The sequence below is a fragment of the uncultured Jatrophihabitans sp. genome, assembly GCF_964251945.1.
Classification (GTDB): Bacteria; Actinomycetota; Actinomycetes; order Mycobacteriales; family Jatrophihabitantaceae; genus Jatrophihabitans.
This window is the reverse complement of the sequence record NZ_CAXULP010000008.1, coordinates 66,872-82,515: the sequence shown is the minus strand read 5'-3', so window position 1 is coordinate 82,515 and position 15,644 is coordinate 66,872. Positions and strand designations below refer to the sequence as shown.

General features: G+C 69.2%; 13 protein-coding genes. 11 read left to right on the top strand and 2 right to left on the bottom strand.

Annotated elements, in window-relative coordinates:
• Nucleotides 1–150 precede the first annotated feature (150 nt).
• Together ACFFBG_RS15280 and ACFFBG_RS15275 are read left to right on the top strand one after the other, a co-directional pair.
• The gene (locus tag ACFFBG_RS15280) at nucleotides 151–3,597 is read left to right on the top strand and encodes an error-prone DNA polymerase (RefSeq protein WP_375480209.1); all 3,447 of its coding nucleotides are present in this window, start codon (nucleotides 151–153) and stop codon (nucleotides 3,595–3,597) included.
• A 46-nt stretch (nucleotides 3,598–3,643) separates the two neighbouring features.
• Complete coding sequence (locus ACFFBG_RS15275) at nucleotides 3,644–5,071, top strand: radical SAM protein (RefSeq protein WP_375480207.1); 1,428 nt, start codon at nucleotides 3,644–3,646, stop codon at nucleotides 5,069–5,071.
• A 78-nt stretch (nucleotides 5,072–5,149) separates the two neighbouring features.
• Here ACFFBG_RS15275 and ACFFBG_RS15270 read toward each other — a convergent pair whose 3' ends face one another.
• The gene (locus tag ACFFBG_RS15270) at nucleotides 5,150–5,545 is read right to left on the bottom strand and encodes a hypothetical protein (protein WP_375480205.1); all 396 of its coding nucleotides are present in this window, start codon (nucleotides 5,543–5,545) and stop codon (nucleotides 5,150–5,152) included.
• On the bottom strand, nucleotides 5,542–6,012 hold the full coding sequence (gene flgN, locus ACFFBG_RS15265; protein WP_375480203.1) for a flagellar export chaperone FlgN: 471 nt from the start codon (nucleotides 6,010–6,012) through the stop codon (nucleotides 5,542–5,544). Before flgN ends, ACFFBG_RS15270 begins: the two co-directional genes overlap by 4 nt.
• Nucleotides 6,013–6,333: 321 nt before the next feature.
• Between flgN and ACFFBG_RS15260 the strand changes: the two genes are divergently transcribed.
• The 9 genes from ACFFBG_RS15260 (at nucleotide 6,334) to ACFFBG_RS15220 (ending at nucleotide 15,640) form a co-directional block, all read left to right on the top strand.
• Nucleotides 6,334–7,269 (top strand): sigma-70 family RNA polymerase sigma factor, encoded by a 936-nt coding sequence (locus tag ACFFBG_RS15260; RefSeq protein ID WP_375480201.1) that lies wholly within the window; start codon nucleotides 6,334–6,336, stop codon nucleotides 7,267–7,269.
• Nucleotides 7,270–7,480: 211 nt separating this feature from the next.
• Entirely contained in the window at nucleotides 7,481–9,151 is a 1,671-nt protein-coding gene (locus ACFFBG_RS15255; RefSeq protein WP_375480199.1) for a GspE/PulE family protein, read from the top strand.
• 36 nt (nucleotides 9,152–9,187) lie between these two features.
• Nucleotides 9,188–10,300 (top strand): type IV pilus twitching motility protein PilT, encoded by a 1,113-nt coding sequence (locus ACFFBG_RS15250; protein ID WP_375480197.1) that lies wholly within the window; start codon nucleotides 9,188–9,190, stop codon nucleotides 10,298–10,300.
• Complete coding sequence (locus ACFFBG_RS15245) at nucleotides 10,297–11,526, top strand: type II secretion system F family protein (RefSeq protein ID WP_375480195.1); 1,230 nt, start codon at nucleotides 10,297–10,299, stop codon at nucleotides 11,524–11,526. The genes ACFFBG_RS15250 and ACFFBG_RS15245 overlap by 4 nt, the downstream gene beginning before the upstream one ends.
• A gap of 145 nt (nucleotides 11,527–11,671) precedes the next feature.
• Nucleotides 11,672–12,238 (top strand): prepilin-type N-terminal cleavage/methylation domain-containing protein, encoded by a 567-nt coding sequence (locus ACFFBG_RS15240; protein ID WP_375480193.1) that lies wholly within the window; start codon nucleotides 11,672–11,674, stop codon nucleotides 12,236–12,238.
• 122 nt (nucleotides 12,239–12,360) lie between these two features.
• Nucleotides 12,361–13,152, top strand: coding sequence for a prepilin peptidase (locus ACFFBG_RS15235; RefSeq protein WP_375480191.1), 792 nt, complete (start codon nucleotides 12,361–12,363; stop codon nucleotides 13,150–13,152).
• A 12-nt stretch (nucleotides 13,153–13,164) separates the two neighbouring features.
• Entirely contained in the window at nucleotides 13,165–14,244 is a 1,080-nt protein-coding gene (gene pilM, locus ACFFBG_RS15230; protein ID WP_375480189.1) for a type IV pilus assembly protein PilM, read from the top strand.
• A complete protein-coding gene (locus ACFFBG_RS15225) occupies nucleotides 14,241–14,948 on the top strand; it encodes a hypothetical protein (protein ID WP_375480187.1) in 708 nt (235 codons plus the stop codon). Before pilM ends, ACFFBG_RS15225 begins: the two co-directional genes overlap by 4 nt.
• Nucleotides 14,945–15,640 (top strand): hypothetical protein, encoded by a 696-nt coding sequence (locus ACFFBG_RS15220; RefSeq protein WP_375480185.1) that lies wholly within the window; start codon nucleotides 14,945–14,947, stop codon nucleotides 15,638–15,640. Before ACFFBG_RS15225 ends, ACFFBG_RS15220 begins: the two co-directional genes overlap by 4 nt.
• The last annotated feature ends 4 nt before the right edge of the window (nucleotides 15,641–15,644 follow it).

Here is a 15,644-nt window from a genome sequence, read left to right as displayed (position 1 = left end):
GGCACGCCGCGGTATGTATAGACGAAACGTCCAAGCCGTTGGTTACAGAACGTCCACTTCTTCGGCAACCTGTCCTCGCTTCGTCGTGCCCCCACCCGACGAAGCGCGGGCAAGTTGGCGTATTAGAAACTGTGAGCTAATGTCCACAACGTGGGCTGGAACAACCCGGACATGCCGTGGCGCGAACTCGAGCGACGGCTGTCCGGGCGGCCGCCCCGGCTCGAGCCGGCCGGCGACGGCGGCGACTCCCCGGCCTGGTCGCGCAAGCGCGCCGCGTATGAGCCCGCCGAACGCTGGCCCACATCGGCAGCATCCCCGGCAGCATCGCCAGTGCCGACCCCCTACGGCGAGTTGCACGCGCACTCCTCCTTCAGCTTCCTCGACGGCGCGTCCGCGCCGGAGGAACTCGCCGAAGAGGCGGTCGCACTGGGCCTGCAGACCCTGACGCTCACCGATCACGACGGCGTCTACGGCATCGTCCGCTTCGCCGAGGCCGCCGAGAAGCTCGGGCTGGCCACCGGCTTCGGCGCCGAGCTGTCGCTGGACGTCGCGCTGCCGAGCACCCAGGCGCAGCGGTCGGTCGCGGCGCGGGTCGGCGTCCCGGACCCGCCCGGCACGCACCTGATTGCGCTCGCCCGCGATCCCGAGGGCTACGCGCGGCTGTCGCGGGTGATCGGCCGGGCGCACCTGCGCGGCGGCGCGAAGGGCCGGCCGGTCTATCCGGATCTCGACGCCCTCGCCGACGAGGCGGCCGGCCACTGGCTGGTGCTGACCGGCTGCCGCAAGGGCCACGTCCGCCGGGCGCTCGAGCGCGGCGGCACTGGCGGCGAGGCGGCAGCGCAGGCTGCGCTGGCTGGGCTCGTCGACCGGTTCGGCCGCGACAACGTCGCCGTCGAGCTCACCCACGAGCTCGATCCGCTCGCCGACGAGCGGTACGAGGTGCTGGCCGCGCTCGCCGCCGAGCTGGGGCTGCAGCTGGTCGCCACCACCGCGGCGCACTACCACGGGCCGCCGCGCCGCCCGCTCGCCACCGCGCTCGCCGCCGTGCGGGCGCGAACCAGCCTGGACGAGATCGACGGCTGGCTGCCGGCGTGGTCGGGGCAGCATCTGCGCAGCGGCGCGGAGATGGCGGCCCGGTTCGCCCGCTGGCCCTCGGCGGTGTCCAACGCCGCGCGGCTGGCCGCGGAGATCGCCTTCCCGCTGTCGCTGATCGCGCCCGACCTGCCGCCGTTCCCCTGCCCGGACGGCCTGGACGAGATGGCCTACCTGCGCCGGCTGACCTACCAGGGCGCCGCGCGGATGTTCGCCGGCTTGCCGCACGAGGCGCGCGCGCTCGACATGATCGAGCACGAGCTGGAGATCATCGAGGAACTGCACTTCCCGGGTTACTTCCTGGTGGTCTGGGAGATCGCGACGTTCTGCCGGGACAGCGGCATCCTGTGCCAGGGGCGCGGCTCGGCGGCGAATTCGGCGGTCTGTTACGCGCTGCGGATCACCGCCGTGGACGCGGTGTATTACGGCCTGATGTTCGAGCGCTTCCTGGCGCCCGAACGCGGCGAGCCGCCTGACATCGATCTGGACATCGAGTCCGACCGCCGCGAAGAGGTCATCCAGCACGTCTATGAGATGCACGGCCGCGAGCACGCCGCGCAGGTCGCGAACGTCATCAGCTACCGGCCGAAGTCGGCAGTCCGCGACGTCGCCAAAGCGCTCGGCTACTCCGTCGGCCAACAGGACGCCTGGAGCAAGGAGATCGAGCGCGGCTACTACTGGGCCTACACGCCCAGCCACCCTGCGGCAGGCGAGCTGCCCTCCCCCGATCCGGGCGACCGGAGCACCGCCGAAGAGCTCGCCGACGTCCCCGCACGGGTCGTCGAGCTTGCTGCTGAATTGCAGAACGCGCCGCGGCACCTGGGCATCCACTCCGGCGGCATGGTCATGTGCGACCGGCCGGTGATCGAGGTGTGCCCCGTCGAGTGGGGCCGGATGCCGAACCGCACGGTGCTGCAGTGGGACAAGGACGACTGCGCGCAGATCGGGTTGGTGAAGTTCGACCTGCTCGGGCTCGGCATGCTCTCGGCGATCCAGTACTGCTTCACGCTGATCGCCGGCTGCCACGGCGTCACGTACGAGTTGGCGACGATCCCGAAAGAGGCGCCGTGCGTGTACGACATGCTCTGCGCGGCCGACTCGATCGGCGTCTTCCAGGTCGAATCGCGCGCGCAGATGGCGACGTTGCCGCGCTTGAAGCCACGCAAGTTCTACGACCTCGCCTGCGAGGTGGCGCTGATCCGTCCCGGGCCCATCCAGGGCGACTCGGTGCACCCGTTCATCCGCCGCATGAACGGCGAGGAGGCGATCACCTACGCGCACCCCCGGCTCGAGGCGCCGCTCGAGCGGACGCTCGGCATCCCGCTGTTCCAGGAGCAGCTGATGCAGATCGCCGTCGCCGTCGCCGACTTCACCCCGGCCGAGGCCGACCAGCTGCGCCGGGCGATGGGCTCGAAACGATCCCGCGACCGGATCGACGCGATGCGAATCCGGCTCTTCGACGGGATGGCTGCCAACGGCATCACCGGCGAGGCGGCCGAGACGATCTACGACAAGATCCAGGCCTTCGCCGCGTTCGGCTTCGCCGAGTCGCACTCGATCAGCTTCGCGCTGCTGGTCTACGCGTCGTCCTGGTTGAAGCTGCACTACCCGGCGGCGTTCTGCGCGGCGCTGCTCAACGCGCAGCCGATGGGCTTCTACTCGCCGCAGTCGCTGATCCACGACGCGAAACGGCACGGCATCGAGATCCGCAAGCCGTCGCTGGCGGTGTCGTTGGCGGGCGCGTCGCTTGAAAACGGAGACGGCGCGTCGCAGTGCCCGTGCCTGGACGCGCCGCAGCCGGCGGTGCGGCTGGGGCTGGGGTCGGTGCGCACGATCGGCGCCGAGCTCGCCGAGACGATTGTTGCCGTTCGCGAGGCCGACGGCCCCTACACGTCGATGGCCGATCTCGCCCGCCGGGTCGGGTTGACCGCCGACCAGGTCGAGGCGCTCGCCACGGCCGGCGCGTTCGACTGCTTCCAGATCGAGCGGCGCGACGCGCTCTGGGGCGCCGGCGCGGCGGCCACCGCGCGTCCCGGCCAGCTGGACGTCGTCACCTTCGAGGAGTCCGCGCCGCCGCAGCTGCCGGCGATGACCGAGCCGGAGCAGCTGATCGCCGACATGTGGGCGACGCAGATGACGCCGGACAAGTATCCGACGGCGCTGATCCGGCCGCGGCTCGACGGGCTGGGCGTGGTGACCGCGCGCGGGCTGCGCGCGATACAGAACCGCACGCGGGTCACCGTCGGCGGCGTCGTCACTCATCGGCAGCGGCCGGCCACCGCACGCGGCGTCACGTTCCTCAACCTCGAGGACGAGACCGGGATGGTGAACGTCATCGTCGAAGAGGCGGTGTGGCAGCGACACCGGCGGGTGGCGCGCGAGTCGGGCGGGTTGCTGATCCGCGGCATGCTCGAGCACACCAGCGACGGCGTGCTCAACGTGCTGGCCGAACGCATCGACCGGCTGCATCTGGGCCTGCACGTCCGGTCCCGGGACTTCCGGTGAGCTCGGCGTTCCAGACGTGCGGCGATCGTGCTGCTCTCGACGCGCCATGACGCGTCCCCGGCATCACGATCCGGCGGGGTTCCGATGGAAGACGGCCGACGACGGCGAGCCTGCGCTGTTCGGCGTGGACGAGCTGCTGATCCCCGACCTCGGCACCGGCAGGATGTCCGACCTCGAGTTCCTGCACGTCACGGCCAAGCGCGTCCTCAACCACCTGCCGGCCGGCAGCCGCGCCCCAGCCAATTGGACGATCAACGTCTACCGCGGTTGCAGCCACGCGTGTACCTACTGCGCCAGTGGCGACACGCCCGTGCTCATGGCCGACGGCACGAGCCGGCCCATCGCCGACCTCCGGTCCGGCGACGACATCTATGGGACCGGGCCCGAGGTGGGAGAGCCAGCCGGTGGCGGGACCAGCCGCCGGCTCGTGCCCACTGCGGTCCTGGATCACTGGCGCACCGAGCGGCCGGCGTGGCGGCTCGGGCTCGCCGACGGGACAGCCCTGACCGCCAGTCCCGACCACCGGTTCCGCACCGAAGGCGGCGAGTGGCGGCGGGTTTGCGAACTGCGGCCCGGCACGCGCCTGCTGCGCGCGGATCTTGTGCAGACGCGCCGCGCCGAGCCGCCGCGCGTGCACCAGCTCGGAGCTGTCGCAGTCGCGACGGCGACGGACCTGAAGCGGACGATGCCGATGTACGACATCACCACCGGCACCGGCGACTTCCTCGCGAACGGGGTCGTGAGCCACAACTGCTTCGCCCGGCCGACGCACGCCTACCTCGGCTTCGACATCGGCGAGGACTTCGACCGCAAGATCGTCGTCAAGATCAACGCAGTCGAGAAGCTGCGGGCCGAGCTGGCCGACCCGCGCTGGCGCGGCGAGTCCGTCGCCATGGGCACCAACACCGACCCGTATCAGCGGGCCGAGGCGAAATACCGGCTCACCCGCGGCGTGTTGCAGGCGCTGAGCGAGCGGGGCAATCCCTTCTCGATCCTCACCAAGTCGCCGCTGGTGACTCGAGACCTCGACGTGCTGGCCGAGGCGGCCGACCGCGCAGACGTCTCGGTCGCGTTCTCGGTCGGCACGCTGGACGAGCGGATCTGGCGGCTGACAGAGCCGGGCGCGCCGAACCCGCGCCGCCGGATCGAGGCGATGGCGCGCCTGGCCGACGCCGGCATCCGCACCGGCGCCCTCGTCGCGCCGGTGCTGCCCGGCCTGAGCGACAGCGAGCAGCAGTTGCGAGAGGTGGTTGCGGCGGTCGCGGCCGCGGGCGGCACACTGCTCGGCATCGCGCCGCTGCACCTGCGCCCCGGCGTCCGGGAACACTTTCTCGGCTGGCTGCGGGACGCGGATCCGGCGATGCACGCCGACTACGAGCGCCGATACGCGGCGAGCGACCACGCGCCCGATCGCTACCTCGCCCAGCTGTACGCGCGTGCGGGGATCGGCAGGCAGCCCCGCCGAGTGCCTTGATCTTTGTGCGACGGTTGCCAGAATCGGCTGCTCGTGCGGCCCCGCAGTGCGGCCACCGCCAGTGGTTCGGCGCTCGCGTCAGCGCAGGAACTCGCGCAACGAGCGCTGCCGGACCGTCTCATTGGTGTCGATCACGGCGTCAACCGCGAGCGAGGCGAGCAACGAGCGGTCTCCGCCGTCTGCGGCGTCGAGCCGGCCGCCGCGACTGCGACCGGGACCGCCATCGGCACCGCCGCCGAACCCCGTGCCGCCAAACGCCGTGCCGCCGAATGCCGTGCCGCCGAATGCCGTGCCGCCGAATGCCGTGCCGCCGAACGGGGCTTCGCCGGGCGGGACGGCGCCCGCCACCGCCCACTGGTCCAGATGCGCGCCGAGCTCGCGCAACGTCTGCGCGACGGCCGCGACCGGATTGTCTCCCTCGGCGCCTGCGAGGTTCGGCGGGACCTCGCGGCGGCCGCCGCCGACGCCGCTCACCGCGGCGGCCCGTCCGGGCCGTGGCGGAAGGGCTCGCGATCGCGCAGCTCGCGCAGCAGCGCGGCGTTGCGCTCGGCAGTGTGGTCGATGGCGTCCTGCAGCTCGCGCAGGGCGTGCAGATGGTCGGCCATGATCGTGGCCCAGGGCTCCGGAGCGGCCGCGACGATCCGCCGCAACGGCGCGGCCGGCGGCAAGCCGTAGCGAGCGGCGAGCGCGTCGGTCTCGGTGGCCCTGGCGAGCTCATGCAGTTGCAGGTCGTGCACCAGGGCGCGGACCTCGACGTCGGAGTCGCGCAGCCACTCGGTGCGGCCTGCGGAAATGACCAGCTCCTGCGCGCTCAGCTGATAGAGCAGCCGCTGCAGCAGCGAGCGCTCGCTCCACAGCAGCGAGTCAACCGGCGCGAAGGCCGTCGCTGCATCGTCCGGATCGGGCACCACGGCGATGGTGTCACGAAAGGAACGGATCATGTACCCACCATCGGCCAGCGGGCCGGGGAACGTTAGCTCAAACGAGGCATCGATTCGAGGTTCGCTGAACGGCTAACAACGCCGCTTGACCGACAAAAGCTGCGTCAAAGCGCGAAAATCGGGCGGGACCTTTGTCCTCTGTACGATTCGTGTTGTTACGACTTGCATACAGAGGGAAGTCTTGTTAGGAAGTAACTAACGCCAATGTAACTTGGCGTTCGAAGCGGGGGCTTCAGGACAAGTAGATCCGCGCGTTTCGGGCTGGGGAGCCCGGGGCGCGTCCACCCGCCGCGACTTCGGTCGCACCTTGGAGCGCTTCCCATGACTCGTGCTCTCGACACCGCCGCTGCGCCGTCGTCGCCCGACTCCACCAAGCCAACCAAATCCGCCGAGCCTCTGGCCGCCAGCGCGCCGAACGCCGACGAACTCGTCCGCCAGTGCCTGCCGCTGGTCAACCACCTGGTGCGCGACGTCCACAACCGGGTGCCTGCGCACGTGAACCGAGACGACCTCGCCTCGGCCGCGATGTACGCCCTCGCGGCGGCCGCGCGCGGCTTCGACGCCTCCCTGGGTGTGCCATTTGCCAACTACGCCGCGTTGCGGATTCGCGGCGCGCTGACCGACGAACTGCGTTCGATGGACTGGGCGAGTCGGGACAGCCGGCGCCGGGCGCGCGCGGTCGAGACGGCCAACACCGACCTGACTCAGCGGCTCGGCCGCACGCCGACCAGCGGGGAGATCGCCCAGGAGATGGGCGTGTCGACGACCGAGCTGTCCACGATCCGCGCCAACAGCGAACGCGCGAGCGTCATCAGCCTGCACGCGATGGCGCCGGAGGAGAACGAGGCGTCGTTGCCGTCGCGCCTGGAGGGCCCGGAGGCGCTGCTGCTGCGCCGCGAGGAACTCGGGTATCTGCGCGATGCGATCGCGGAGCTGCCCGAGCGCATGCGCCTCGTCGTGCAGGACTACTTCTTCGGCCAGCGCAAGATGGCCGAGATCGCGGCCGACCTCGGCGTCACCGAGTCGCGGGTGTCGCAGCTTCGCTCCCAAGCGCTGGGCATGCTGCGGGTGGCGATGCAGGCGGCCGACGACGAACGGACGCCCTTCACCACGCCGGCCCGCCGCGGCGACACCGGCGCCCGCATGCGCGCGGCCGTTGCCACGCGCTCGACCATGGCCGAGCGGCTGGCCGCCACGACTTTGCTCGGCGAGAGCCGGGGCGAGCTGGGCCGCTCCACTCTCTACGCCGCGACCTGATCAGCCCTCCACCCCGCACCTGACCAGCGCTCTACGCCGCGCCTGACCGCCGGACCACGTCCGCTTGCCGCCGGATGGGGGTGGCAAGACAGCGACACCTCGACTGCGCGCGAAACTCTCATCTTTGCGATCGCCTGTCCGATAGAAGTCGTGAGGGACTGATTCGCCCGACCTCGTGTCGGGCCCCGCGGCGGCAGGAGGTAATCGCAAGATGGATGCGTCGTACCGGCCGCTGCTGGACGCGCTGTCCGCCCATGGCGCCGACGCCCACGCCCTGCAGGAGGCGGCCGAGGAGGCCGACCGCAGCGGCCGCTCGATCCGCGACGTGCTCATCAACGAACTCGTCGTCACCGAGATGGAGCTGGTCGAGGCATCCGCCGACGCGCACGGCATCAACAGCGTCGACCTCGTCGGCTATCCGCTCGACGCGGCCGCGCTGGCGAAAATCCCGCTGTCGCTCGTCATCCGGCACCGGGTGCTCGGCATCGGGATCGCCGGCGACTCGCTGATCGTCGCGGTGTCCGACCCGTCCGACGTCGTCGCCATGGACGACATCCGCGCCGCCACCGGCATGACTATCGTCCCGGTCGTCGCAGCGCGCAGCGAGCTGCGCAAGCTGATCGACCGGATGAAGCGCGAGCAGACCGACCTCGCCGACATCGGGACGAATTTCCACGAGGAGGCGTCGTCGGACTCCGCCGTCGGGTTCGACAGCGGCGCCGACGCGCCGATCGTGCGCTACGTCAACTCGCTTATCGAGCAGGCGATCCAGAACCGCGCGTCTGACCTCCACCTGGAACCGACCGAGCACGACCTGCGGGTGCGCTTCCGCATCGACGGCGTGCTGCACGAGATCGACCGGGTGCCGTCGTCCGTGCAGTCGCCGCTCATCTCCCGCCTGAAGATCATGGCGAGCGTCGACATCACCGAGAAGCGGGTGCCGCAGAACGGCCGCATCACAGTCCGTCTGGACAAGCACAAGGTCGACCTTCGGCTGGCCACGCTGCCCACCGTGTGGGGCGAGAAGATCGTCCTGCGGGTGCTCGACACCGGCGGCATCGACCTCGAGCTGAAGAAGCTCGGCTTCACCGACGCGACCTACGCCCGGTTCTCGAAGTCCTTTACCAAACCACACGGCATGGTATTGGTGACTGGCCCGACCGGCTCCGGCAAGTCGACGACCCTGTACGCGACGCTTGCCGAGATCAGCAAGCCCGAGGTGAACATCATCACCGTCGAGGACCCGGTCGAATACCGGTTGGCCGGCGTCAACCAGGTGCAGGTGAACCACAAGGCGGGTCTGACGTTCGCCGCAGTGCTGCCGGCCATCCTGCGATCCGACCCCGACGTCGTGCTGATCGGCGAGATCCGCGACCGCGCCACGGCGCAGCTGGCGGTCGAGGCGGCGCTCACCGGCCACCTCGTGCTGTCCACCTTGCACACGAACGACGCGCCCAGCGCCGTCACCCGGCTCGTCGAGATGGGCATCGAGCCCTTCCTCGTCGGCTCGTCGATGGATTGCGTGCTCGCCCAGCGCCTTGCCCGCCGGCTGTGCGAGTGGTGCAAAGAGGCCTACGCGCCGACGGACGAGGAGTTGGCCGGCTTCAACTGGCCGGTCGAGAACGTGCCGATGCCGGACAAGCTGTGGCGCCCGGTCGGCTGCCGATCGTGCGGCCAGACGGGGTATCGCGGCCGGCTCGCCGTCAACGAGGTCATGCCCATCTCCGAGGAGATCGAGCGGATGGCCGTGTCGCACGCCTCGGCCACCGACATCCATCGCGTCGCCGTCGCCGAAGGCATGACGACGCTGCGCGAGGACGGGCTGCTCAAGACGGTGGCCGGTCACACCACGGTGGAGGAAGTCTTCCGTGTCACCGTTTGACGCTCCATTGCGACAACTGCGAGACGAGGTAAGTCCATGCCCGCACTGTCCAGCGTGACGTTCGAGCCGGTGACGAACGAGCACCGGCGACACATGGACGAGCTGCTGCGCCTGACGTTCTCGCGCGGCGGCTCGGACCTGCACCTGACGGCCGGCGTCGCGCCGTGCATTCGGGTGCACGGGTCACTGCGCCCGGTCGAGGGCATGGCCAAGCTCAGGCCGGAGGACACCGAGGCGCTGGTCAGCTCGATCCTGTCCCCGGAGCAATGGCAGCGGTTCCAGCGGGCCAAGGAGCTCGACACCTCCTACGCGCTCGCGGACGTCAGCCGCTTCCGCGTCAACGTCTTCGTCCAGCGCGGCTCGGTGGGCGCGGTGCTGCGCACCATCCCACACAACATCCGCAGCCTCGGCGAGCTCGGACTGCCGCCAGATGTCGAGCGGTTCGCACATCTGCCGCGCGGCCTGGTGCTCGTCACCGGGCCGACCGGCTCGGGCAAGTCGACGACGCTCGCCAGCATGCTGGACGTCGCCAATAAGACCCGCGCGGCGCACATCATGACGATCGAGGACCCGATCGAGTACCTGCACAGCCACCAGCGCAGTGTGGTCAACCAGCGCGAGGTCGGCGAGGACACCGACGACTTCCCGACTGCCCTCAAGCACGTGCTGCGGCAGGACCCGGACATCATCCTGGTCGGCGAGCTGCGCGACCTCGAGACGACCGCGACCGCGATCACCGCGGCCGAGACGGGCCACCTCGTGCTCGCCACATTGCACACGCAGTCGGCGGCGCAGACCATCGACCGGCTGATCGACATCTTCCCGGCGCACCAGCAGGCGCAGATCCGCGCGCAGCTCTCGAATTGCCTGCAGGGCGTCGTCACCCAGGCGCTCGCCCCGACGCGCGACGGCAACGGCCGCACGATCATCTGCGAGATCATGGTGGCGACGCCGGCCATCCGCAACCTGATCCGCGAAGGCAAGGTGCACCAGATCCCGACCTTCCTGCAGAGCTCCGCTGAGGTCGGGATGATCAGCTTCGACCAGCACCTCGCGCAGCGTTATGGCGAGCAGTTGATCAGCAAGCACCAGGCTCTCGAGCTGGCACACGATCCCGGCGAGTTCAAGCGATTGGCAGGTGTGCTGTGACCGCGCTGAAGACCTTCAGCTACGAGGCGATGGACCATGCCGGCGTCATCGTCAAGGGCAAGATCGAATCGGAGTCCTCCGACGCGGCCGCGAAGGCGCTGAGCGGCCAGCGGTTGGTGCCGCTGGAAATCACCGGCCAGGGCACCGGGCTGAACAAGGAACTGTCGATCCCCGGCTTCGGCGGAAAGACGAAGCTGAAGGACCTCGCGGTCTTCGCCCGGCAGTTCGCGTCGATGACGTCGTCCGGCCTCACGCTGCTGCGCTCGCTGGGAATCCTAGAAGAGCAGACCGAGAAGCCGAAGCTCAAAGAGGCGATCGCGAAGGTGCACGCCGACGTGCAGGGCGGCACGACGTTGTCCACGGCGATGTCCGCCCATCCGGACCACTTTCCGCTGCTGATGGTCAATATGGTGCGCGCCGGCGAGACCGGCGGCTTCCTCGACGACGCGCTTGCCCGGATCGCCCTGATGTACGAGTCCGACGCGAACCTGCGCGCGAAGATAAAGTCGGCGATGACCTATCCGGTGATCGTGCTGCTGTTCTCGCTGTTGCTCGGCACCGGCGTGATCATCTTCATCGTCCCCGTGTTCGAGAAGATGTTCAAACAATTGGGCGGGAACCTGCCGCTGCCCACCCAGATCATGGTGACGCTGTCGCACAACATGCTCTGGATAATGCCTATCTTCCTCGGCCTCACCATCGGCGGTTTCAAGGCCTACAAGTGGGCGGTGCAGAACAAGCCGGAATTCCGGCTGAAGATGGACAAGCTCAAGCTGCGACTGCCGGTGTTCGGCCCGCTCTTCACCAAACTCGCGATCAGCCGCTGGGCGCGCAACCTCGGCACACTGCTCGCCGTGGGCGTGCCGATCATCCAGGCGCTCGAAGTGGTTGGCGGCACGTCGGGCAATGCCGTGATCAGCGCGGCGATGGACGACGTCCGCGACACCGTGCGTGTCGGCGGTCAGATGTCGACGACGCTGGAGAAGCACCCGCTGTTCCCCTCGATGGTCACCCAGATGATGCAGGTGGGCGAGGAGACGGGCCAGATCACCGACATGCTCGACAAGCTGGCCGACTACTACGACAAGGAGGTCGAGACGGCGACTGAGTCGTTGACCTCGGCCATGGAGCCGTTGCTCGTGGTGCTGCTCGGCGCTGTCATCGGCGTAATGGTGATCTGCCTCTACCTGCCGATGTTCTCCATCTACAAACACATCCAGAGCTGAACATCGCTTGAGCTTGGACAATACAAGCAAAGCGCCCGCGGCCATTTGGCCGCGGGCGCTGCTTCGTGTCCAGATTTGCAGATGAACGCCCGGTAACGGTTGAAAAAAGTCTGCCAAAGCCCTTATGTGGCCGGCGCTGCCGCCGATGGCACGCGTGAAGGGTCCCCAGTCGGCATTCCTCGCCGAGCCCGTCAAAGCCCAGGAGGCTTCCATGCTGCACAACCGCTTGGCTCAGCTCCGCGAGGAGCGCGCCGAAGGCGACCGCGGATTCACGCTCATCGAGCTGCTGGTCGTCGTCGTGATCATCGGCATTCTGATCGCGATCGCCATCCCGCTCTACCTGAACTACAAGAAGGGTGCTGCCGACAAGTCGACCGCCTCAGATGTGCGCAACGCGATCAACGTGATCGAGCAGTGCAATTCCGACAACGGCAAGTACCCAACGCAGACCTTCGCTGACCAGACCGCGTCGTTCGCTCTCGGCTCGGCAACTGTCGACACGGCGTGCCAAACGCAGACGGTGAACCTCAGCTCGGGCACCAAGATGACCTATGTCCCGAAGGCGGACTACAGCGCCTACTCGATCGAGGCTTACAACACCAACGGCAACACGAGCGCCACCAAGTACTACTGCTACACGAGCGCTAAAGGCGGTCAGGTCAACACCGTCTCTGGCACCTACTCGAACAGCACCTACACGGCCACCTGCTGACCGATCGGACGTCGCGTCGAACGCAATCCGATCGACTTAGTTGTTGCCACTGCGCGCCGGGGGCCTCCTTCCCCGGCGCGCGGTGAGAGCACCTGAGTCCGCCAATTCAGAAAGGAAACGCCATGCCGGTCCTCGTCGCCGCCATGGCGCTGCTCGGCCTCGCGGTCGGCTCGTTCTTGAACGTCGTGATCTATCGGGTGCCGCGCAACGAGTCACTGGTGCGGCCCAGTTCGCATTGCCCCAGCTGCGACACCCACATCCGCGCCCGGCACAACGTGCCGCTCGTCGGCTGGCTCGTCCTGCGCGGCAAGTGCGCCGACTGCGCCGCGCCGATCAGCGCCCGCTACCCGATCGTCGAGCTGATCACCTCGGTGCTCTTCGCCGCGACGACGATCCAACTCGCCGACCTGCACCTGCTGGCCGCGCTGCCGGCCTACCTGTTCTTCGTGTCGGCCGGCGTCGCGCTCGCGGTGATCGACCTCGACGTCCACCGGCTGCCCAACGCCATCGTCTATCCCAGCTACGCCGCGCTCGCCGTCCTGCTCACCGCGGCCGCCGCGGTGGAAGGCAGCTTCGAGCCGCTCGCCCGCGCGGCCGTCGGCGGCGCGGTGCTGTTTTCCTTCTTCCTCGCGCTCGCGTTCGCCAGCCCGAAAGGCATGGGGCTCGGCGACGTGAAGCTCGCCGGCGTGATCGGCGCCGTGCTCGGCTTTCTCTCCTACCCCGCGATCTTCGTGGGCACGTTCGCCGCCTTTCTGCTCGGCGGCGTCGCCGGCGCGGCGCTGATCGTTGCCCGGCGGGCCGGCCGCAAGTCGCTCATCCCCTTCGGCCCGGCGTTGGTCGCCGGCGCCTTCATCGCCCTCTTCGCCAGCGGCCCGCTGGTCGACGCCTACTCCACGCTCGCGCACACGGCCTGACCGGAGACAACCATGAAACATCGCCAAGTGGGCGTCAACCGCGTCGGCATCATCAACCCCGACGGGCACGCCATCGGCCTGGACATCGGCGCCACCGCCGTCCGCGCGGCCATCCTCGCGCCCGGCACCATGGACGGCCGGCCGTCGGTCACTGTGCACGGGATCGGCCAGGTCGAGCTGGCCAGCGGCGTAGTCGTCAAGGGCGAGGTGCGCGAGCCCGACTCGTTGACCGCGGCGCTGAAGCAGCTGTGGGCGACGCACAAGTTCGAGTGCCGCAACGTGATCCTCGGCATGGCGAATCCGCAGGTCCTCGTGCGCGACCTCAGCGTGCCGAACATCGACGCCGAACGGCGCGCGAAGGCGCTGCCGTTCCAGGCCAAAGAGGTCGTGGCGCTGCCCATCGAGGACGTCGTGCTCGATTTCTCGCCGCTCGAGACTTCGGCCGACGGCGAGACCCTGCACGGCCTGCTCGTGGCCACGCCGCGCAGGCCCATCCTCGCCGCCGTCAACGCGGTCGAGCGGGCGAAGCTGCGCGTGGCGCGGGTGGATCTCGCCAGCTTCGGCACGTTGCGGGCAATCGCCGGCGAGCGGCTCAGCGTGGAGGCCGTGATCGACCTCGGCGCGCATCTGACCACGATCGTGATCCACAACCACGGCGTCCCACGGCTGGTTCGCACGCTCGCTCGTGGCGGCGACGACCTGACCGCCAACATCGCCGATCGGCTGAGCATCGAGCCGTCCCAGGCCGAGCTGTTGAAGCGGCAGGGCGGCCTCGACCACGAGGATCCCGAGGTGGCCCGCGCGCTGGTGGACAGCCTGCGCCCGCTGCTTGCCGAGATCCGCACGTCTGTCGGCTACTTCCGATCCTCACGCGGCAGCGCGCCCATCGAGCGGATCTCGCTGACCGGCGGCGGCGCGAATCTGCGCGGCATCGCCACGGCGATGTCCGACCAGATCGGCCTGCCGACGAGCGTGGTCGACCCACTGCAACACGTGCGCAATCGCCTGGCGTCGAAGGAAGTGCGCGGCGCCGAGATGGGCGGCGCCCCGAGCGCCGTCTCCGTCGGACTCGCGATGGGAGCAGCGGCATGACCGCCTTGCTAGCCGATTCGAAGACTGACAACCTCTGGGCGACCATGCCCGGCTGGGGCATCGTCGCGGATCTGACCCCGCCCGAGCTTGTCGCCGCCCGCGCGCTGAAGGTGTTGCGCAAGTACATCGCGCTCGCGCTGGCGGTCGTGGTGTTGCTGTGTGTCGCCGGCTACGTCTGGGCGAGCATGCAGAGCTCCGCGGCCGACGACCGACTCGCCGCATCGCAGGCCGCGACCTCCCAGCTCACCGCCGAGAACGCGAAGTACTCCGGGGTGGTCGCCCTGCAAAACGCGACGCAGAACGTCAACAGCCAGGTCGCGACGCTGCTGGCGACCGACATAGACGTCGCCGCCTTCGTTCAGCGGCTGCACACGGTCGCGCCCGCCGGCACGACGCTCACCACGGTCAATGTCGCCCTGTCCGCGTCCGGCGATCCGACGGCGACATCGGGAGTCACGACGGAACCCATCGTCGGCACGGTCACGCTGTCGGGCACGTCGAGACGGATGGTCGACCTCGCCGCATACGTGACGGCACTGCAGAAGCTGCGCGGTGTCGTCAACGTCATCCCCTCGACCAACTCGGCCACCAAGAACGGGGGCCTGGCGACCTGGGCGGTCACCCTGCAGATCACCGACAAGCTCTACACCCACCGGTACGACGCAACCGCAGCCGCCACGACAACTGGCGGAGGCCACCGATGAAGCTCGAGTCCCTGCAGAGCCGGCGGACCTGGATCGTCGGCGGTCTCGCGGTCGCCATCCTGCTCGTCGCAGCCAGCTGGCTGGTGGTCATCCACCCGAAGCTGAGCTCCGCCAGCGACACGCGTGCCGTGGCCGACAACAATGACGTGCAGAACACCCAGCTCATGGCGAAGAACAGCAAGCTGGCCCAGCAGCAGCGCAACATCGGCAGCCTGCGCAACGGTCTGACGGCCGCGCTGGCCGCGTTGCCGCCGACCAGCGCGCTGCCGGAATTCACCAACGAGGTGACGCGCAGCGCCGTCGCGAAGTCAGTCACTTTGACCAACATCGGCATCGGCGCGCTCGCCCCTGTCGCCGCGGCGGCCCCGGTGACGCCGACACCGGCGGCGACGTCGACCAGCACCGACCCGACGACCAGCGCGGGCGCCGCCTCCGGCGCAGCTGCCACCACAACTCCCGCGGTGTCGCAGTACCAGATCAACGTCACTCTCACGACCAGTGGGCCGCTGACCCGCCAGCTCGGGTTCCTGAGGGCTGTCGAGAACGGTGCGCGCCGCGCATTGATCACGTCGACGTCGTTCAGCGGCGCTGGCGACACGACCACCCTGACCACGCAGCTCAACATCTTCTCTGCGCCGATGTCCGCCGACCAGGTCGCGCAGCTGCGCAAGTTGCTCACGACCGCTGGCTGAGCTC

Bases quoted from the DNA above. Each gene is read 5' to 3' on its own strand.
- flgN (WP_375480203.1), bottom strand. From the start codon at position 6,012: ATGATCCGTTCCTTTCGTGACACCATCGCCGTGGTGCCCGATCCGGAC.
- ACFFBG_RS15275 (WP_375480207.1), top strand. From the start codon at position 3,644: ATGACGCGTCCCCGGCATCACGATCCGGCGGGGTTCCGATGGAAGACG.
- ACFFBG_RS15250 (WP_375480197.1), top strand. From the start codon at position 9,188: ATGCCCGCACTGTCCAGCGTGACGTTCGAGCCGGTGACGAACGAGCAC.
- ACFFBG_RS15235 (WP_375480191.1), top strand. From the start codon at position 12,361: ATGCCGGTCCTCGTCGCCGCCATGGCGCTGCTCGGCCTCGCGGTCGGC.
- ACFFBG_RS15220 (WP_375480185.1), top strand. From the start codon at position 14,945: ATGAAGCTCGAGTCCCTGCAGAGCCGGCGGACCTGGATCGTCGGCGGT.
- pilM (WP_375480189.1), top strand. From the start codon at position 13,165: ATGAAACATCGCCAAGTGGGCGTCAACCGCGTCGGCATCATCAACCCC.
- ACFFBG_RS15260 (WP_375480201.1), top strand. From the start codon at position 6,334: ATGACTCGTGCTCTCGACACCGCCGCTGCGCCGTCGTCGCCCGACTCC.
- ACFFBG_RS15240 (WP_375480193.1), top strand. From the start codon at position 11,672: ATGGCACGCGTGAAGGGTCCCCAGTCGGCATTCCTCGCCGAGCCCGTC.
- ACFFBG_RS15255 (WP_375480199.1), top strand. From the start codon at position 7,481: ATGGATGCGTCGTACCGGCCGCTGCTGGACGCGCTGTCCGCCCATGGC.
- ACFFBG_RS15225 (WP_375480187.1), top strand. From the start codon at position 14,241: ATGACCGCCTTGCTAGCCGATTCGAAGACTGACAACCTCTGGGCGACC.